At 67.4% G+C, this 14,641-nt stretch carries 13 protein-coding genes, 1 tRNA gene and 1 rRNA gene; 6 read left to right on the top strand and 9 right to left on the bottom strand.

What is annotated here, in order from left to right; genetic code table 11:
- Positions 1 to 211 precede the first annotated feature (211 nt).
- From LXM64_RS05315 to galU, 5 genes are all read right to left on the bottom strand, one after another.
- Positions 212 to 1,734 (bottom strand): 16S ribosomal RNA (locus LXM64_RS05315).
- A gap of 934 nt (positions 1,735 to 2,668) precedes the next feature.
- Positions 2,669 to 2,741: transfer RNA gene (locus LXM64_RS05310), tRNA-Ala, on the bottom strand.
- Between the two features lie 46 nt (positions 2,742 to 2,787).
- Positions 2,788 to 3,687, bottom strand: a complete 900-nt coding sequence (locus LXM64_RS05305) for a large exoprotein (protein WP_234074933.1) — start codon at positions 3,685 to 3,687, stop codon at positions 2,788 to 2,790.
- Positions 3,688 to 3,744: 57 nt separating this feature from the next.
- Entirely contained in the window at positions 3,745 to 4,380 is a 636-nt protein-coding gene (locus LXM64_RS05300; protein ID WP_234074932.1) for a GNAT family N-acetyltransferase, read from the bottom strand.
- Between the two features lie 16 nt (positions 4,381 to 4,396).
- Positions 4,397 to 5,281, bottom strand: coding sequence for a UTP--glucose-1-phosphate uridylyltransferase GalU (galU, locus tag LXM64_RS05295; protein WP_234074931.1), 885 nt, complete (start codon positions 5,279 to 5,281; stop codon positions 4,397 to 4,399).
- A gap of 53 nt (positions 5,282 to 5,334) precedes the next feature.
- Here galU and LXM64_RS05290 point away from each other — a divergent pair, with 53 nt between their 5' ends.
- The 3 genes from LXM64_RS05290 to mscL are packed head-to-tail and all read left to right on the top strand — an operon-like array spanning position 5,335 to position 6,709.
- Positions 5,335 to 5,940 (top strand): 5-formyltetrahydrofolate cyclo-ligase, encoded by a 606-nt coding sequence (locus tag LXM64_RS05290; RefSeq protein WP_234074930.1) that lies wholly within the window; start codon positions 5,335 to 5,337, stop codon positions 5,938 to 5,940.
- A gap of 21 nt (positions 5,941 to 5,961) precedes the next feature.
- Positions 5,962 to 6,255 (top strand): FmdB family zinc ribbon protein, encoded by a 294-nt coding sequence (locus tag LXM64_RS05285; RefSeq protein WP_234074929.1) that lies wholly within the window; start codon positions 5,962 to 5,964, stop codon positions 6,253 to 6,255.
- A 34-nt stretch (positions 6,256 to 6,289) separates the two neighbouring features.
- Positions 6,290 to 6,709: a large conductance mechanosensitive channel protein MscL gene (gene mscL / locus LXM64_RS05280; protein WP_234074928.1), complete on the top strand. Its 420-nt coding sequence runs from the start codon at positions 6,290 to 6,292 to the stop codon at positions 6,707 to 6,709.
- Between the two features lie 4 nt (positions 6,710 to 6,713).
- On the opposite strand, the gene LXM64_RS05275 is transcribed toward mscL, so the two are convergent.
- On the bottom strand, positions 6,714 to 6,896 hold the full coding sequence (locus tag LXM64_RS05275; RefSeq protein ID WP_137417605.1) for a hypothetical protein: 183 nt from the start codon (positions 6,894 to 6,896) through the stop codon (positions 6,714 to 6,716).
- Entirely contained in the window at positions 6,883 to 10,578 is a 3,696-nt protein-coding gene (locus tag LXM64_RS05270; RefSeq protein ID WP_234074927.1) for an AAA family ATPase, read from the bottom strand. The genes LXM64_RS05275 and LXM64_RS05270 overlap by 14 nt, the downstream gene beginning before the upstream one ends.
- Before the next feature lie 199 nt (positions 10,579 to 10,777).
- Here LXM64_RS05270 and LXM64_RS05265 point away from each other — a divergent pair, with 199 nt between their 5' ends.
- The gene (locus LXM64_RS05265) at positions 10,778 to 11,296 is read left to right on the top strand and encodes a methylated-DNA--[protein]-cysteine S-methyltransferase (protein ID WP_234074926.1); all 519 of its coding nucleotides are present in this window, start codon (positions 10,778 to 10,780) and stop codon (positions 11,294 to 11,296) included.
- A gap of 21 nt (positions 11,297 to 11,317) precedes the next feature.
- On the opposite strand, the gene LXM64_RS05260 is transcribed toward LXM64_RS05265, so the two are convergent.
- Both LXM64_RS05260 and LXM64_RS05255 read right to left on the bottom strand, forming a co-directional pair.
- Positions 11,318 to 12,934 carry a cation acetate symporter gene (locus LXM64_RS05260; protein WP_137417608.1) on the bottom strand — a complete coding sequence of 539 codons (1,617 nt, stop codon included), beginning with the start codon at positions 12,932 to 12,934 and terminating at the stop codon, positions 11,318 to 11,320.
- Positions 12,931 to 13,284: a DUF485 domain-containing protein gene (locus tag LXM64_RS05255; protein WP_234074925.1), complete on the bottom strand. Its 354-nt coding sequence runs from the start codon at positions 13,282 to 13,284 to the stop codon at positions 12,931 to 12,933. Before LXM64_RS05255 ends, LXM64_RS05260 begins: the two co-directional genes overlap by 4 nt.
- A 131-nt stretch (positions 13,285 to 13,415) precedes the next feature.
- Here LXM64_RS05255 and LXM64_RS05250 point away from each other — a divergent pair, with 131 nt between their 5' ends.
- Together LXM64_RS05250 and LXM64_RS05245 are read left to right on the top strand one after the other, a co-directional pair.
- Positions 13,416 to 14,264, top strand: a complete 849-nt coding sequence (locus LXM64_RS05250) for a LuxR C-terminal-related transcriptional regulator (RefSeq protein WP_234074924.1) — start codon at positions 13,416 to 13,418, stop codon at positions 14,262 to 14,264.
- Positions 14,265 to 14,291: 27 nt separating this feature from the next.
- A complete protein-coding gene (locus LXM64_RS05245) occupies positions 14,292 to 14,636 on the top strand; it encodes a histone-like nucleoid-structuring protein Lsr2 (RefSeq protein ID WP_234074923.1) in 345 nt (114 codons plus the stop codon).
- Positions 14,637 to 14,641: the final 5 nt, after the last annotated feature.

Here is a 14,641-nt window from a genome sequence, read left to right as displayed (position 1 = left end):
ACCCCCAAAGGAGTCACACCCGGTCCCTCAGGACCCAACAGCGTGCATGCACCAAACCCCTCCGACCCCACCTTTCCAACCGCAAGCGGCGTACTCAGCAGAACCCTCAGACCCTGATGCCTCGTCAAATGTTCCACCCATGAGCTCCCAGCGAAGAACGTGTGCCTTCGAACTGGGTTCTGGAAGTCCGAAGACTTCAGATGCTCCTTAGAAAGGAGGTGATCCAGCCGCACCTTCCGGTACGGCTACCTTGTTACGACTTAGTCCTAATTACCGATCCCACCTTCGACGGCTCCCTCCACAAGGGTTAGGCCACCGGCTTCAGGTGTTACCGACTTTCATGACTTGACGGGCGGTGTGTACAAGACCCGGGAACGTATTCACCGCAGCGTTGCTGATCTGCGATTACTAGCGACTCCGACTTCATGAGGTCGAGTTGCAGACCTCAATCCGAACTGGGACCGGCTTTTTGGGATTCGCTCCACCTCACGGTATTGCAGCCCTTTGTACCGGCCATTGTAGCATGCGTGAAGCCCAAGACATAAGGGGCATGATGATTTGACGTCATCCCCACCTTCCTCCGAGTTGACCCCGGCAGTATCCCATGAGTTCCCACCATTACGTGCTGGCAACATAGAACGAGGGTTGCGCTCGTTGCGGGACTTAACCCAACATCTCACGACACGAGCTGACGACAACCATGCACCACCTGTATACGAGTGTCCAAAGAGTTCTACATTTCTGCAGCGTTCTCGTATATGTCAAGCCTTGGTAAGGTTCTTCGCGTTGCATCGAATTAATCCGCATGCTCCGCCGCTTGTGCGGGTCCCCGTCAATTCCTTTGAGTTTTAGCCTTGCGGCCGTACTCCCCAGGCGGGGAACTTAATGCGTTAGCTGCGTCACGGAAACCGTGGAATGGTCCCCACAACTAGTTCCCAACGTTTACGGGGTGGACTACCAGGGTATCTAAGCCTGTTTGCTCCCCACCCTTTCGCTCCTCAGCGTCAGTTACGGCCCAGAGATCTGCCTTCGCCATCGGTGTTCCTCCTGATATCTGCGCATTCCACCGCTACACCAGGAATTCCAATCTCCCCTACCGCACTCTAGTCTGCCCGTACCCACTGCAGGCTGGAGGTTGAGCCTCCAGTTTTCACAGCAGACGCGACAAACCGCCTACGAGCTCTTTACGCCCAATAATTCCGGATAACGCTTGCGCCCTACGTATTACCGCGGCTGCTGGCACGTAGTTAGCCGGCGCTTTTTCTGCAAGTACCGTCACTTTCGCTTCTTCCTTGCTAAAAGAGGTTTACAACCCGAAGGCCGTCATCCCTCACGCGGCGTTGCTGCATCAGGCTTTCGCCCATTGTGCAATATTCCCCACTGCTGCCTCCCGTAGGAGTCTGGGCCGTGTCTCAGTCCCAGTGTGGCCGGTCACCCTCTCAGGCCGGCTACCCGTCGACGCCTTGGTGAGCCATTACCTCACCAACAAGCTGATAGGCCGCGAGCCCATCCTGAACCAAAAAATCTTTCCAAACGTTGACCATGCGGCCACGTCTCGTATCCAGTATTAGACGCCGTTTCCAGCGCTTATCCCAGAGTCCAGGGCAGGTTGCTCACGTGTTACTCACCCGTTCGCCACTGATCCACAGAGCAAGCTCTGCTTCACCGTTCGACTTGCATGTGTTAAGCACGCCGCCAGCGTTCATCCTGAGCCAGGATCAAACTCTCCGTAAAAGAAAAATGCATACACACAACGGAAAAAGAAGTGCGCAGCGAGTTTGAACTGACCAAAAGGATGCCATTACTGACAATCCATAACGCCAACCCCAAAGGGTTGGACTTGATCCAAAGGAATCTCACCCAGCCGAAGCTGGAACGAGGTTATTTGGCATTTGACAAGTGCACGCTGTTGAGTTCTCAAGGAACGGATGCTCCTGCCGCTCGGCTTCTCAGCCTCGCCCGCAGGGCAACTTCTCCATCTTAGCCGTTTCGCTCGCCGTGTCAAATCCGCCGGAGCGGATCGTTCTCACCGCCGAGGCGGCGATCGACGGAACGATCGGCACCCCACACGCACGTCAGATCCGAGATCTTCTCGCTTGTGTGGGAGTGTGTTCTCCGCTTGAGGGGAACGGGGCTTCAGCCTCTCCGTTCTTCCCTGTGGGGCGAACAAGTAATAAGTTACGTGGGTTCCGGCCATCTGCCAACTCGAGCGCAACCCCCGGGCGTGTCGCGCATGTTTCCGGCCGATGACGCTGTCCTCTCCCGCTTCTCCCTCTCCCCCCTCCCCTCTCACCGCGAGACTGCATACGCGTCACGAGATCACGGGTGATGACAGTGATCTCGTGCGGACGATGCAGTCTCGCGGTCGGTGCCGGCCGGACCCCCGCGGAGGACGAGCGTTCTCGGGAGTCATTGCTCCACAGGCTCGCGTCGCTCCCGGGCCGGATCATGCCGTTGCGGTCGGCATCGGCGAGAGCCGCCGCCACAGGGTCCGTCTGCCGGCTCCCCCTGTTCGCAGACACCGCGGTGCTCGCCCATCCCCCGATCAGCGCCCATCGCTCCGTCCCCACCGTCGCTCTCGCTCCCCGTGAGATTGCTCCCCCGCCCGTGAGGGACAGTGGGGACGCTGGAAACGACGAAGGCCCCCGCTGAGCGGGGGCCTTTCCGGTGGACCTGAGGGGATTCGAACCCCTGACCTCTTCATTGCGAACGAAGCGCGCTACCAACTGCGCCACAGGCCCGGAACTCAACGAGCCTATCACGGCCCGAAGAGGCGAACGAACCGCGTCAACCCGCCGCGCGACCCGTCGAGAGCAGGCGCCGAACGTGGTCTTCGATCTCCGCGTCGTCGACGTAGCCCATCCGCGCGAAGGGAGACTCCTCGGGCGCCTTCGCGACCCGCGCGGTGTCGATCGAGGGCGGCGCTGCCTGCTCCGCGCGCTCGCGCTTGGCTTCCTCGACGGCGGCACGGCGAAGCGCCGCACGCGCGTCCGCCGCATCCTGCACGAGAGAGGCCCGTGACCCGGAGGTGGCTGCCAACGGACGCGGAAGCGAACGCGGCTCCCACGTGGCGGGAACTGCCGGAGTCGGCAGAGCGACATCCTGCACATCCGCCTGACGAGCCTCTACGGTGATCTGCGGCGCGGGAGCGACCCGGCGAGCGGCCCGACGCGCCACACGCGACATCTGCTGCAGCATCAGCACGGAGATCACGAAGACCGCACCCGATGCCCACAGCAACGTGGTGCTCGCCGCGGTCAGCTGCATCCAGACGCCCAGCCCCGCCCCTCCGAGCGAGAGGAGCGCCAGGACGGTGGCCGTCAATCGCGCGCGCCTGCGAGCCCGCGCCATGCGCACCTCGGGACGGTCACGCACCGCACGGGCCTCCTGCTTGGCGGCCGCGAGCTCCTGGCGCGCGATTTCGAGCTGTGCCCGCTCACGCTCGGCGAGCGTCTGACGGGCGAGCTTCTGCTGAGCGGATGCGGTGCGTGCCGTCAGCTCCAGCCGCACCTCCTCGGGCGTCTCGCTGGTCTCAGCGAGAACCCGCAGGGCCTGATTGAGGCGAACCGCATTGCGCTCGGCGGCGTTGTACTGGTGCCGGCTGTGCCAGGAGGGCAGGAGGTAGAGCAGCCACAGCGTCACAGCGACGAGGAAGATCACTCCTCCGCCCAACACCTGTCCGCCCATGCCGTCAACGGTAGGCGACGCACCGCGGCGAACCGGGCAAGCGTCGGCGTGTCGGCGTCAGTCGGGGCGACCGATGCGGTCGCGCTCCGGCACGGTCGCGGCGTCGGCGGGCGCGCGACCGGCGACCCAGCGAGCCAGCACCCCCTCGGGCACCTCTTCACTCGTGAGCGCGAAGGCGTAGTGATCGCGCCAGTCTCCGTCGATGTGGATGTACCGCCGGCGCAGACCCTCGTAGCGGAAGCCGAGCTTCTGCACGACCCGCAGACTCGCGTCGTTCTCCGGCCGGATGCAGATCTCCATCCGGTGCAGCCGCAGCTCGGTGAAGCAGAGATCGGTCGCGAGTGCCACCGATGTCGGCGTGATGTCGCGGCCGGCGTATTCGCGGGCCACCCAGTATCCGATGGTGGCCGAGGCGAGCGACCCGCGAGCGATTCCCCACACGTTCAGCTGGCCTGCGACCCGCCCGTCGTACTCCATGACCAGTGGGACGCCCGCACCATCGCGGTACTGCTGCAAAAGCCGGCGGATGCCGATCTTCATGTCGAGCAGAACGGCGCCGTCCGGGCTCGTCGCCTCCCACGGGCGCAACCATGCGCGGTTCGACATCAGATGATCCTGCAACACGCGCGCGTCGCGCGCACGGATCAGACGGATGCCGACCCGCCCGTGCTCGCGCGGTGCCGAAAGGTCCATCTCGAACCTCCCCGGTTCAGAGTCCGGCGACGAAGTCCTTCAGCCACGGCCGCAGGTCCGGGCCGAGGTCGTCGCGATCGCTGGCGAGCTGGACGATCGCCTTGATGTAGTCGAGTTTGTCTCCCGTGTCGTAGCGCCGGCCGCGGAAGACCACGCCGTAGACGCCGCGCTCGGGATCCGTGGCGAGCTCCTGCAGCGCGTCGGTGAGCTGGATCTCCCCGCCCTTGCCGGGTTCGGTGTGCTCGAGCACCTCGAACACGTCAGGACCGAGGACGTACCGGCCGATGATGGCGAGGTTGGAGGGCGCATCCTCCTTCTTGGGCTTCTCGACGAGGCCCGTCACCTTCACGACACCGTCCTCATCGGTCTCCTCGACCGCCGCGACACCGTACAGGTGGATGTTCTCCGGGTCGACCTCCATGAGGGCGATCACCGCCGCACCGCGCTTGTCGTACTCGGAGAGCATCTTCGACAGCAGCGGGTCGCGTTCGTCGATCAGGTCGTCTCCCAGCAGCACCGCGAAGGGGTGGTCTCCGACGTGGGCCTGAGCACGCAGCACCGCGTGCCCGAGCCCCTTCGGCTCGCCCTGGCGGACCATGTGCACGTCGGCGAGGTCGGACGAGTGCTCCACCTTCGCGAGCTTGCCGGTGTCGCCCTTCTCCCGCAGCTTCTGCTCCAGCTCGGGCATCGCGTCGAAGTGATTCGCGATGTTGTTCTTGTTGCGACCGATGATGATGAGCACGTCCTGGATGCCCGCTTCGACCGCCTCTTCGACGACGTACTGAATGGCCGGCTTGTCGACGACGGGCAGCATCTCCTTCGGCATCGCCTTCGTGGCGGGGAGGAATCGTGTTCCCAGACCCGCGGCGGGAATGACGGCCTTGAAGGGCTTGTGACTCATGCCGCGATCCTATCGGCACGCCTTCCCCGGTTGCGGTCCTTAGAATCATGTGCATGTCAGACGGTGACGATCGCAATGCAGTGGACGACGTCAAGCGCGCACTCCGCGCCGATCTGCGGGAACGGCGACAGACCCTGTCGGCCGCCGCGCGGGAGAGCGCGGGCACGGGAGTCCACCAGCAGCTCGACGCCCTGACGACGGCGCACCATGTGAGGTCGCTCTCCTGCTTCCTGTCGACCAACACTGAACCCGATACGCGTGAGTTCGTGCGCGAGGCCGTGCGTCGCGGCATCCGGGTTCTCCTGCCCGTGACGCGGGTGGACGGCCTGCTCGACTGGGCCGTCGCCACCGAGGATGGCGAGATCGCGGAGGGCCTGTTCGGTCTGCCCGAACCTGTCGGAGAGCTGCTCGGCCCCATCGCCGTCAACGACGTCGACCTGATGATCGTGCCCGCCGCCGCCGTCGACCGCCGCGGGATGCGATTGGGATGGGGTCGCGGTTACTTCGACAAGACCATCGGCTCGATGCAGAAGTGCCCGCCGGTGTACGCAGTGGTCTACGACTCCGAGATCCTCGACGACGTCCCGACGGATGTGCACGACCAGCCCGTCGACGGCGTCGTCACCCCCACCCGCACCCTGACGCTGCGCGCCCGCTGAGCGCCTGACCCCGGAGGCACCATGCCCACCTACGCCTATGCCTGCAAGACCTGCGGACACCGCTTCGACACCGTCCAGTCCTTCTCCGACCCTGCACTGACCGAGTGCCCCTCGTGCGGCGGTGTGCTGCGCAAGGAGTACGGCTCGATCGGCGTCACGTTCAACGGCTCCGGCTTCTACCGCACGGACTCGCGTGCCGGTGCGTCCGGCTCGAGCGCGACCGGCACGTCGGGTGGAGACTCCGGCTCGTCCGGGGCATCATCGAGCACGGGAGCCACCGCTCCCACTGCCCCCGCCGCCCCCGCGGCGTCCTGACCGGCCCGACGCCGACGACCTGAGGAGAGATTCGATGATCAAGGGTTTCAAGGAGTTCATCCTCCGCGGCAATGTGATCGACCTCGCGGTCGCAGTCGTCATCGGTGCGGCGTTCACGGCGGTGGTCAACGCAATCGTCGCGTCGATCATCACGCCGCTCATCGAGATCTTCTGGAAGGCCGACGAGAACGGCGTTCCCGGCATCCCCGTGCCCGACATCTACGGCGGCACGGTCACGTTCCCGATCGGCGGGCTGATCACGGCGATCGTGAGCTTCTTCGCCGTCGCGGTCGTCGTGTACTTCGCGTTCGTCATGCCGATGAACCTGTGGAAGGCGCGTCAGGCCGCACGCGCCGGTGTCCGCGAGCCCGAAGCTGCGCCGGCTCCCACCGAGCAGGAGCTGCTGGTGCAGATCCGCGACCTGCTCGAGCAGCAGAACAAGACCCGGCCCTGACGCCTCAGTAGTGCGGCGGGACCTCGCGCCGCATCCGCTCGTCGTTCGGGCCCGCCTCGGACGCAGCGGATGCGGCGTCGTCGTCTCTGCTCTCCGGCTCCTCGACCGCGCCGGGCGCCGGTGTCAGCCGAGCGCGCCGCGCTCCCGTCACGCGGACGACGCGCTGGCGGTCGTCACTCGGCGACATCGATGGGCTGCGTGCTCGCCTGCGGCGATGCCCCCGCCTCGACGCCCAGCAGCGTCGCGACGCGCGCCGCGACCGCCGCGGGGTCGCTGTAGAGATCGAAGGCGTGCACGCGCAGGTAGTGCCACCCCAGCCGTCGCAGGATCTGCGGGCGCAGACGCAGCGACTCGCGCAGGGACTCGGGACGTGTCTCCGGGTCGCTCTCGACCACCACGGCCTTGCCGTCATGACCCGCCACCAAGGGCAGCAGCCCGCGGTAGTCGAGATCGACCTTGATGCCCTTGGCACGCAGCTCACGGGCGAGGGCCCTGGTCAACGGGTCGGCGAGATCCTCGAGACGCGTCTCACGCGCTCGTGCCGCCACTCCACCCAGGATGCTCATGAGCGTCGCGGCGCCGTGCTCGAGCCTGCCGTCCTCGAAAGCGCTGGGGCGGATGGAGGAGACGATCACCATCGAGCGACGCGCACGGGTCATTCCGACCGTGAGCAGTCGCTCTCCGTCCGCCGTGGAGAGGTCGCCGAAGTCGCTGAGGACGCGGCCGTGCTTGGTCAGCCCGAACCCGAGCGAGAAGACGACCCGGTCTCGACTCTCCGCGACCGACTCCTCGAGCGTCAGGACGGCGAACGGCTCGGCCGTCTCGCGCGAGACGAAGTCCGCGACGTCGGCGCGGCCCGCGAAGGCGACATCGACGGCCGCACGGATGCGCTCGGCGTGGCGTCTACTGGCCGTGACGACCATGAGGCTCTCACCGGAACGGTTGACCGCGTGCTCGGTCACGAGCGTCACGACGCGCGCGACCTCGGCATCGGGGCTCTCGACGGCGCCCGAGATGGGGTCCGGCGTGCCGGTTCCACCCTCGACGTAGTCGACGCTAAGGCTCCCCCGTCCGAGGTAGGCACCTGCCCAGGGCAGTGAGACGAGCTCTCCGCCGTAGAACGCGTCGTTCACGAGTTGCGCGAGGTCCTCGCCGCCGGCGCGGTAGCTGCGGGTGAGCGTGGCGACGTCGAGCAGCTCCGCCATCCGCTCGAAGACCGAGACCTCGTCGAAGGGCTCGTCGAACTCGTCCGCGACCGCGCGCTCGCCCGCGCCGACGGCGAAGGGCGTCGGCTTCTGGGTGACGGGGTCGCCGAAGAGCACCACCTGGCGGGCGCGGCGCAGGGCGGGCGCCGCCTCCGCGAGACAGAGGGCGGCCGCATCCGCGATGATCACCACGTCGAACGGCGGGTGGTCGGGGATCTCGGGCACCTCGTAGGGCGAGGCGAGCCACACCGGCGCGAGCGTGCGCATGAGCGTCGGCGCCGCCCGCACGAGCTGCTCAGGGGCGGAGACGCCGCCCTTCAGCGCCTGCTTGAGAGCGGCGGCCTCGTCAGCGTGGTCGACCAGGCCGATCTTCCACTGCGTCGCGAGCTGCGCCGCGAGGACGGGCCCGGATGCGGCGGCATGCGCTTCGTCCACGAGCCGGAAGTCGCGTTCGAGACGGTCCAGCACCGCGGTGTTCGCGCCGAGGAGCGCACGGTCGGTGCGCAGCAGATGCTCGAGGGCGGACTGCCACCACGCGAACTCGAGCTCGGCCGCGACCTGGTCCTCGGGCGCGTGGCGCACCGAAAGTTCGGTGAGCAGGGGCGCGAGGCCCATGCGGTCGAGCTCGGTGCGCAGCGTGGCACGCTCGACGAGGTTCTCGAAGTACGCCGACTCAGCGGCGAGCCCAGCCAGCACGCGCATGAGCTGAGCCACCGGGAGCGAGGCCAGGCGGCTCGACTCACGACGCCGCAGGATCTGGTCGAGCTCGCCGAGCTGCGCGTGCACGCGCTGCCAGGCGACGTGGACGTCGGCGAGACCGACCGGCACCTCGGGCACGACGCCCGCATCCACCAGTCGCTGCCAATCGGCGCGCTGCTGCTGGATGCGCACGAGCGACTCGTACATGTCGCCGACGTGCACGCCGGGGCGCACGTACTCGCGCGACAGGCGCTTGAGCCGACGACGGTTGGCGCTCGACATGTCGGCGGAATCACGCTTGGGCGCGTGCGCCTGGATGAGCTCGACGAGAGGACGCTCGAACACGCTCGGAGTGAACTTGTCGAGGGTCTCGCGGATGCCCTGCAGCAGACGCAGATAGTCGCCGAGCTCATCGATCGTGCGGAAGGGCCGCATCCGTGTCTGCGCGATCAGCTCGTAGCCGCGCTCGAGCAGGCTCGGAACCTCGCGGCCGCTCAGCTTTCCCGCGAGCGCGTGGGCAGCGCGCGCCGATTCGGTGGTGTCGAAGCTCACGCCGTACCAGGGCGAGTCGTCGGGACCGAAGCGGAACTCCCCCAGCTTCGCGGCGGTCACGAGCTTCGCCGCCGCCTGCGGCCGGGCATCCCGCAGTGCCTCAAGGGTGGCGATGTCGAACCGGGCGGTGGTCGACGGAGCCGGCGACAGGGCGCTCAGCTCGGTCAGCCGGCGCACGACCTGCAGGGCCGAGGTTCCGAGGCTGGGGTGCGAGGCGGTGAGCGCGCCGCGGTAGTCGCGCAGCACCGTGCGCAGGCGCAACAGTGCGTCGTCGATCTCCGCGACCTTCGGCGGCTGCGCCTTCTCATTGCGTCCGATCGCGCGGATCAGATCCCGGTGCAGGTGTCGCGGCGTGACGGCGAGCGCATCGAGGCCGATGCCGGCGAGGCGATGGCGGACGCCGTCGAGGGTCGAGCGGCGAGCGCTGACCACGAGCACGCGACGGCCGCTCTGCACGAGGGCGCCGATCGCATTGATGACGGTCTGCGTGCCTCCCGTGCCGGGCAGAGTGTGCACCGCGAGCGAATGACCGGCCGCGATGCGCGCCAGCACGGCCTCCTGCTCCTCATCCGCATCGAGCAGAAGCGTGTCGGCGGCAGGGGTCCGCTCGTCGGGGCTCGTGACGCGGGGAAGCGCAGGACGCACCGAGAGGCGCGCCCGCTCGTCGGGATGCCCCGCGAGCGCGTTCAGCACCGGGTGGTCGAGGTCGGCGGTATCGCGAGCCATGCCCGAACCGACGTCAACGAAGTTGGACACGACCAGACGCGGAACGACGGTGAAGGTCGGGATGTGGGTCGTGAGGGCCCGCAGGTGGTCGATCACGGGCTGCGGGCGGAACACCGCTCCATCGTGAGCGAGACCGGCGAGGGCTGCCGAGTCCAGGTGGATGCCGAAGTGGGTCCCCAACGCGCGCACGAGTTCCGGGTTGACGACGAAGGAGCCGTGGAGCTTGAGCTCGAAGTCGGTGTGGTGGCGACGGATCGCGAGCGGCCGCAGCAGCACGGGAGCCGTGCACATGATCCCGCCGATGCGCCAGGAGGCCATGCCCACAGCGAGCGAGACGGTCTCCAGACCCCGCGCGGTGCGCAACTCGACGTTCTTGGCGGTGATCCGCTCCGCCGCCATCCGCGCGGTGCGCAGGGCGACCTCGTCGCGGTACAGGTTGGACAGCAGCGTCGACCGACCGGTCAGGAACTGCGGGAGGCTCCCCGGATGAGCCTTGTTGATGTCGATGCCGCGCTCGGGCGAGTCTTCATAGAAGAGGAGTGTCGAGCGCCCGCCGAGCAGTGCGGCCTGCGCGCGCAACCGCGCACGCTCGGGGTCTGCCACGTGCGCGACGACGACACCGGGCTCCGCGACGCCGAGATCACTCGGGCGCACCGGATTCGTCGCCTCGTCTGCACCAGAGATCATGGTGCCTTCTCCACGCCACACACGTGTCACCATAGGCGTGAGATGGACGAGCGGGGCTCAACCACGGCCGAGTTTCGCCGGATTGGCGACACGCCGAACGGACCGGCCGTTCCTCCCCACGATCACCCGGCCCGCGCGTTGTCCGCCGGGCGGACGCTCTCCCCCGCGGAAGGAGTGCGCGCACGAGAAGGATGAGCACATGACCCCGACCGGCTTCCGCATCCATCCGACGCCCCTCGGCGACGCCCTCGTTCTGACGAGCGACGCCGGCCTCATCGGCTTCGAGTTCCTCGCCGCGCCCCTCGGCTCCGCCCTCGCTGCGTGGACGCAGCGTCTGGGCCGGGAGCCGGCACCCATCGACGACGACGCCGATGCGCTGCTCGGCCAGATCGACGAGTACTTCGAGGGGGCGCGCACGGCGTTCGACATCGAACTGGACCTGAGTCTGGTCAGCGGCTTCGCCCGCGACGCATTGGAAGCGGTCTCCCGCATCCCGTATGGAGAGACGGCCAGCTACGGCGAGATCGCGGTCGAGGCCGGTTCTCCGCGGGCGCATCGCGCCGTCGGATCCGCGTGCGCCCACACGCCCATCTCGCTCGTGATCCCCGCGCATCGCGTCATCCGCTCCGACGGCTCGATCGGCGAGTACGGCGGGCGCCCCGAGCACAAGCGCTACCTGCTCGAGCTCGAGGCCGCGCATCGTCCGGCGGGCGTGTAGGCCGCCCGCCGGACGATGTCGCTAGTGGTCGACCGCCTTCTCGGCCCCGAATCCGGTGAGCGAGCGCACCTCCATCTCGGCGGCCTTCTTGCGATCCTCGGCGCGACGTGAGGTCACCGACCCCAGCCATCCGAGGAAGAAGCCCAGCGGGATCGAGATGATGCCCGGGTTGTTGAGCGGCCAGATCGCGACACCGACGTCCTTGAACACGCTCGTGGGCGTACCCCAGAACACGGGCGACAGCACGATCAGCACGATCGCCGCCCCGAGCCCGCCGTACATGCTCCACACCGCGCCGCGCGTCGTGAACCTGCGCCAGAACAGCGAGAACAGGATGGTGGGCAGGTTCGCCGAGGCGGCGACGGCGAAGGCCAGCGCGACCAGGAACGCCACGTTCTGACCCTGTACGCCGATGCCGCCGAGGATGGCCAGCACCCCGATGACGATGACCGTGCGCCGCGCGACCTTGACCTCGCCGTCCGGGGGCACATTGCCCTTCTTCACGACACTCGCGTAGATGTCGTGCGCGAACGATGCGGCCGCCGTGATCGTGAGGCCGGCGACGACCGCAAGGATCGTTGCGAACGCCACCGCGGAGATGAACCCGAGCAGAACGGGACCACCCAGGTAGAGGGCGAGCAGGGGGGCTGCGGAGTTGACGCCGCCCGGCGCAGCCGCAATGGTCTCGGGCCCCACCAGCGCACCCGCGCCGTAGCCGAGCACGAGGGTGAGGAGATAGAAGAGGCCGATCAACCAGATCGCCCAGACCACCGAACGCCGTGCTTCCTTCGCGGTGGGCACCGTATAGAAGCGCATCAGCACGTGCGGCAGACCCGCCGTGCCGAGCACGAGTGCGAGGGCCAGCGAGATGAAGTCCCACGGGTTCTTGCCGTACTGGAGGCCCGGGCCGAGCACCGCTTCACCCTTCGGCGAGGCGGCGACAGCGCTCTCGAGCAGCGTGTTCAGGTTGAACCCGTTGATCGCGAGCACCCAGACGGTCATGACGAGAGCGCCGCCGATGAGCAGGAACGCTTTGACGATCTGCACCCAGGTCGTGCCCTTCATCCCGCCGATGAGCACGTAGACGATCATCAGCACGCCGACCACGGCGACGACGATGGACTGCCCGATCTGGTCGCCGATGCCCAGCAGCAACGAGACCAGACCGCCGGCGCCAGCCATCTGCGCGAGCAGATAGAAGAAGCACACCGCGAGGGTCGTGATGGCCGCCGCCATCCGCACCGGTCGTTCCTTGAGACGGAACGACAGGACATCGGCCATCGTGAAGCGTCCGGTGTTGCGCATCAGCTCTGCCACGAGCAGAAGCGCCACCAGCCATGCCACCAGGAACCCGATCGAGTAGAGGAACCCGTCGTAGCCGTTGATCGCGATGGCTCCGCAGATGCCGAGGAAGGACGCCGCCGACAGGTAGTCGCCGGCGATCGCGAAGCCGTTCTGCGGCCCGGTGAATGAGCGACCGGCCGCGTAATAGTCGGCGGCGGTCTTGTTGTTGCGTGACGCGCGGATCACGATGAACAGCGTCACGGCGACGAACGCCGCGAAGATCGAGATGTTCAGGACGGGATCGTTCTCGACCGTCTGCACAGCTGCGTGGATGGCTCCGAAGACCTCGTTCATCGCGCACCCGCCTCTCGCCGCTCCAGATCCTCACGGATCGCGCGCGACTGCGGGTCGAGGCGCCGGTTGGCGTAGGCGACGTAGGCCATCGTGATGACGAACGTCGAGACGAACTGGCCGAGCCCGAGCAACAGACCCACGGTGATGTCTCCCGAGACGCGCGTGGCCATGAAGTCCGCAGCGAAGGACGAGAGCAGCACGTAGGCGAAGTACCAGAGCAGGAAGGCGATCGCGAGGGGGAAGACGAACGCGCGCTGCGCTCGTTTCAGGCGTTGGAACGGGGGTGATTCCTCGACCTCGATGTAGTCGATTCCCGCGCCGTCGGCAGCGCGGTCGTGCGATTCAGTCATGTGGCCTCCTTGCCTCATGCCGCGGATGCGGGGTGTCCATCCGAGCCGTCGTCGCCTCTTCGCGGCGATGGTAGGGTCGACGCTACGAAAATCGGCAACGAGGCCGACACCCCCGGAAGTAGGTAGCACCTATGTCCCCCGGAACCACCAGCGATCTGCAGTTGATGACGCGCGCCGTCCACGATCTGGTCGCCCGCACGCGCTTTCCCGTCGCCTTCGGCGGACTCGTCCGCGAGCACTCCGTGCACGTCAGTTCCATCGTCGGAGCGCGCGGCCGGACCATCGAAGGTCTCGTCGTGCGCGAGCAGCGCGGGCTCGGCGGAAGAGCTCTGACGGAGAAGCGCCCTCGCCTCGCTCTGGACTACCGGAGCGCACGCGGAATCACCCACGACTACGACGGCCCTATCCTCGGCGAAGGCATCGCGACCCTCTTCGCGGTCCCGGTCGTCGCGGCGGGCCGCACTCGCGGCGTGCTGTACTGCGGCTCCTGGGGTCAGACGGCCGTGGATGACGTGACGGCGGCGCCGGCGTTGAAGATCGCCGACGCCCTCGCATCCGAACTCCGCATCCGCGACGAGGTCGCGCGCCGTGTCGAGCGCGCCCAGGATGCCGCCCCTGAGAGCGCGTGGGACGCCGCAGCGCGCGAGCAGGTGCGGGAGAGCTTCGCGGAGCTTCGTGCGATCTCCGCGACGGTCAGCGACGCCGCACTGCGCGAGCGCCTCGCCGCCGTCGAACGCCGCCTCGCGGACGTCGCGGCAGGCGACCGGTCCACCTCATCGGCGTCGGTGCAGCTCTCACCGCGCGAGTTGGACGTGCTCGCATGCGCTGCGCTCGGGTCGACCAATGCGCAGATCGCTCAGGAGCTCGCGCTGAAGGAGACGACGGTCAAGTCGTACCTCGCGGCGGCGATGTCGAAACTGGAGGCCACGACGCGGCATGCGGCCGTGGCGAAGGCGCGCCGGGCGCGGCTGCTGCCGTGAGACGCCGCCGATCTGTATGGTAACGTCATGGCGCGCAGAATCGTCCACCAGCTCGTAGACGACCTCGACGGCTCCGTCCTGGAGGTGGGCGAGGGCGAGACCGTGCTCTTCTCCCTCGACGGCATCGCCTACGAGATCGACCTCTCGGATACGAACGCCGCGGCGCTGCGCGACGCGATGGCCCCCTATGTGTCGGCGGCCCGCCGCATCTCCGGCCGCTCGACCGCGAGCATCAAGCCGCGTGCTCGGGCCACCTCCTCGACACGAGACCTCACTGCCATCCGCGAGTGGGCGAAGGCCAACGGCCACCAGGTGTCCGAGCGCGGGCGCGTGGCCGCATCCGTCATCGACGCGTACGACGCCGCGCACTGACGCGG

This window comes from Microbacterium binotii (genome assembly GCF_021398715.1).
GTDB lineage: Bacteria > Actinomycetota > Actinomycetes > Actinomycetales > Microbacteriaceae > Microbacterium > Microbacterium binotii_A.
This window is presented reverse-complemented; position numbering and strand designations above follow the sequence as displayed.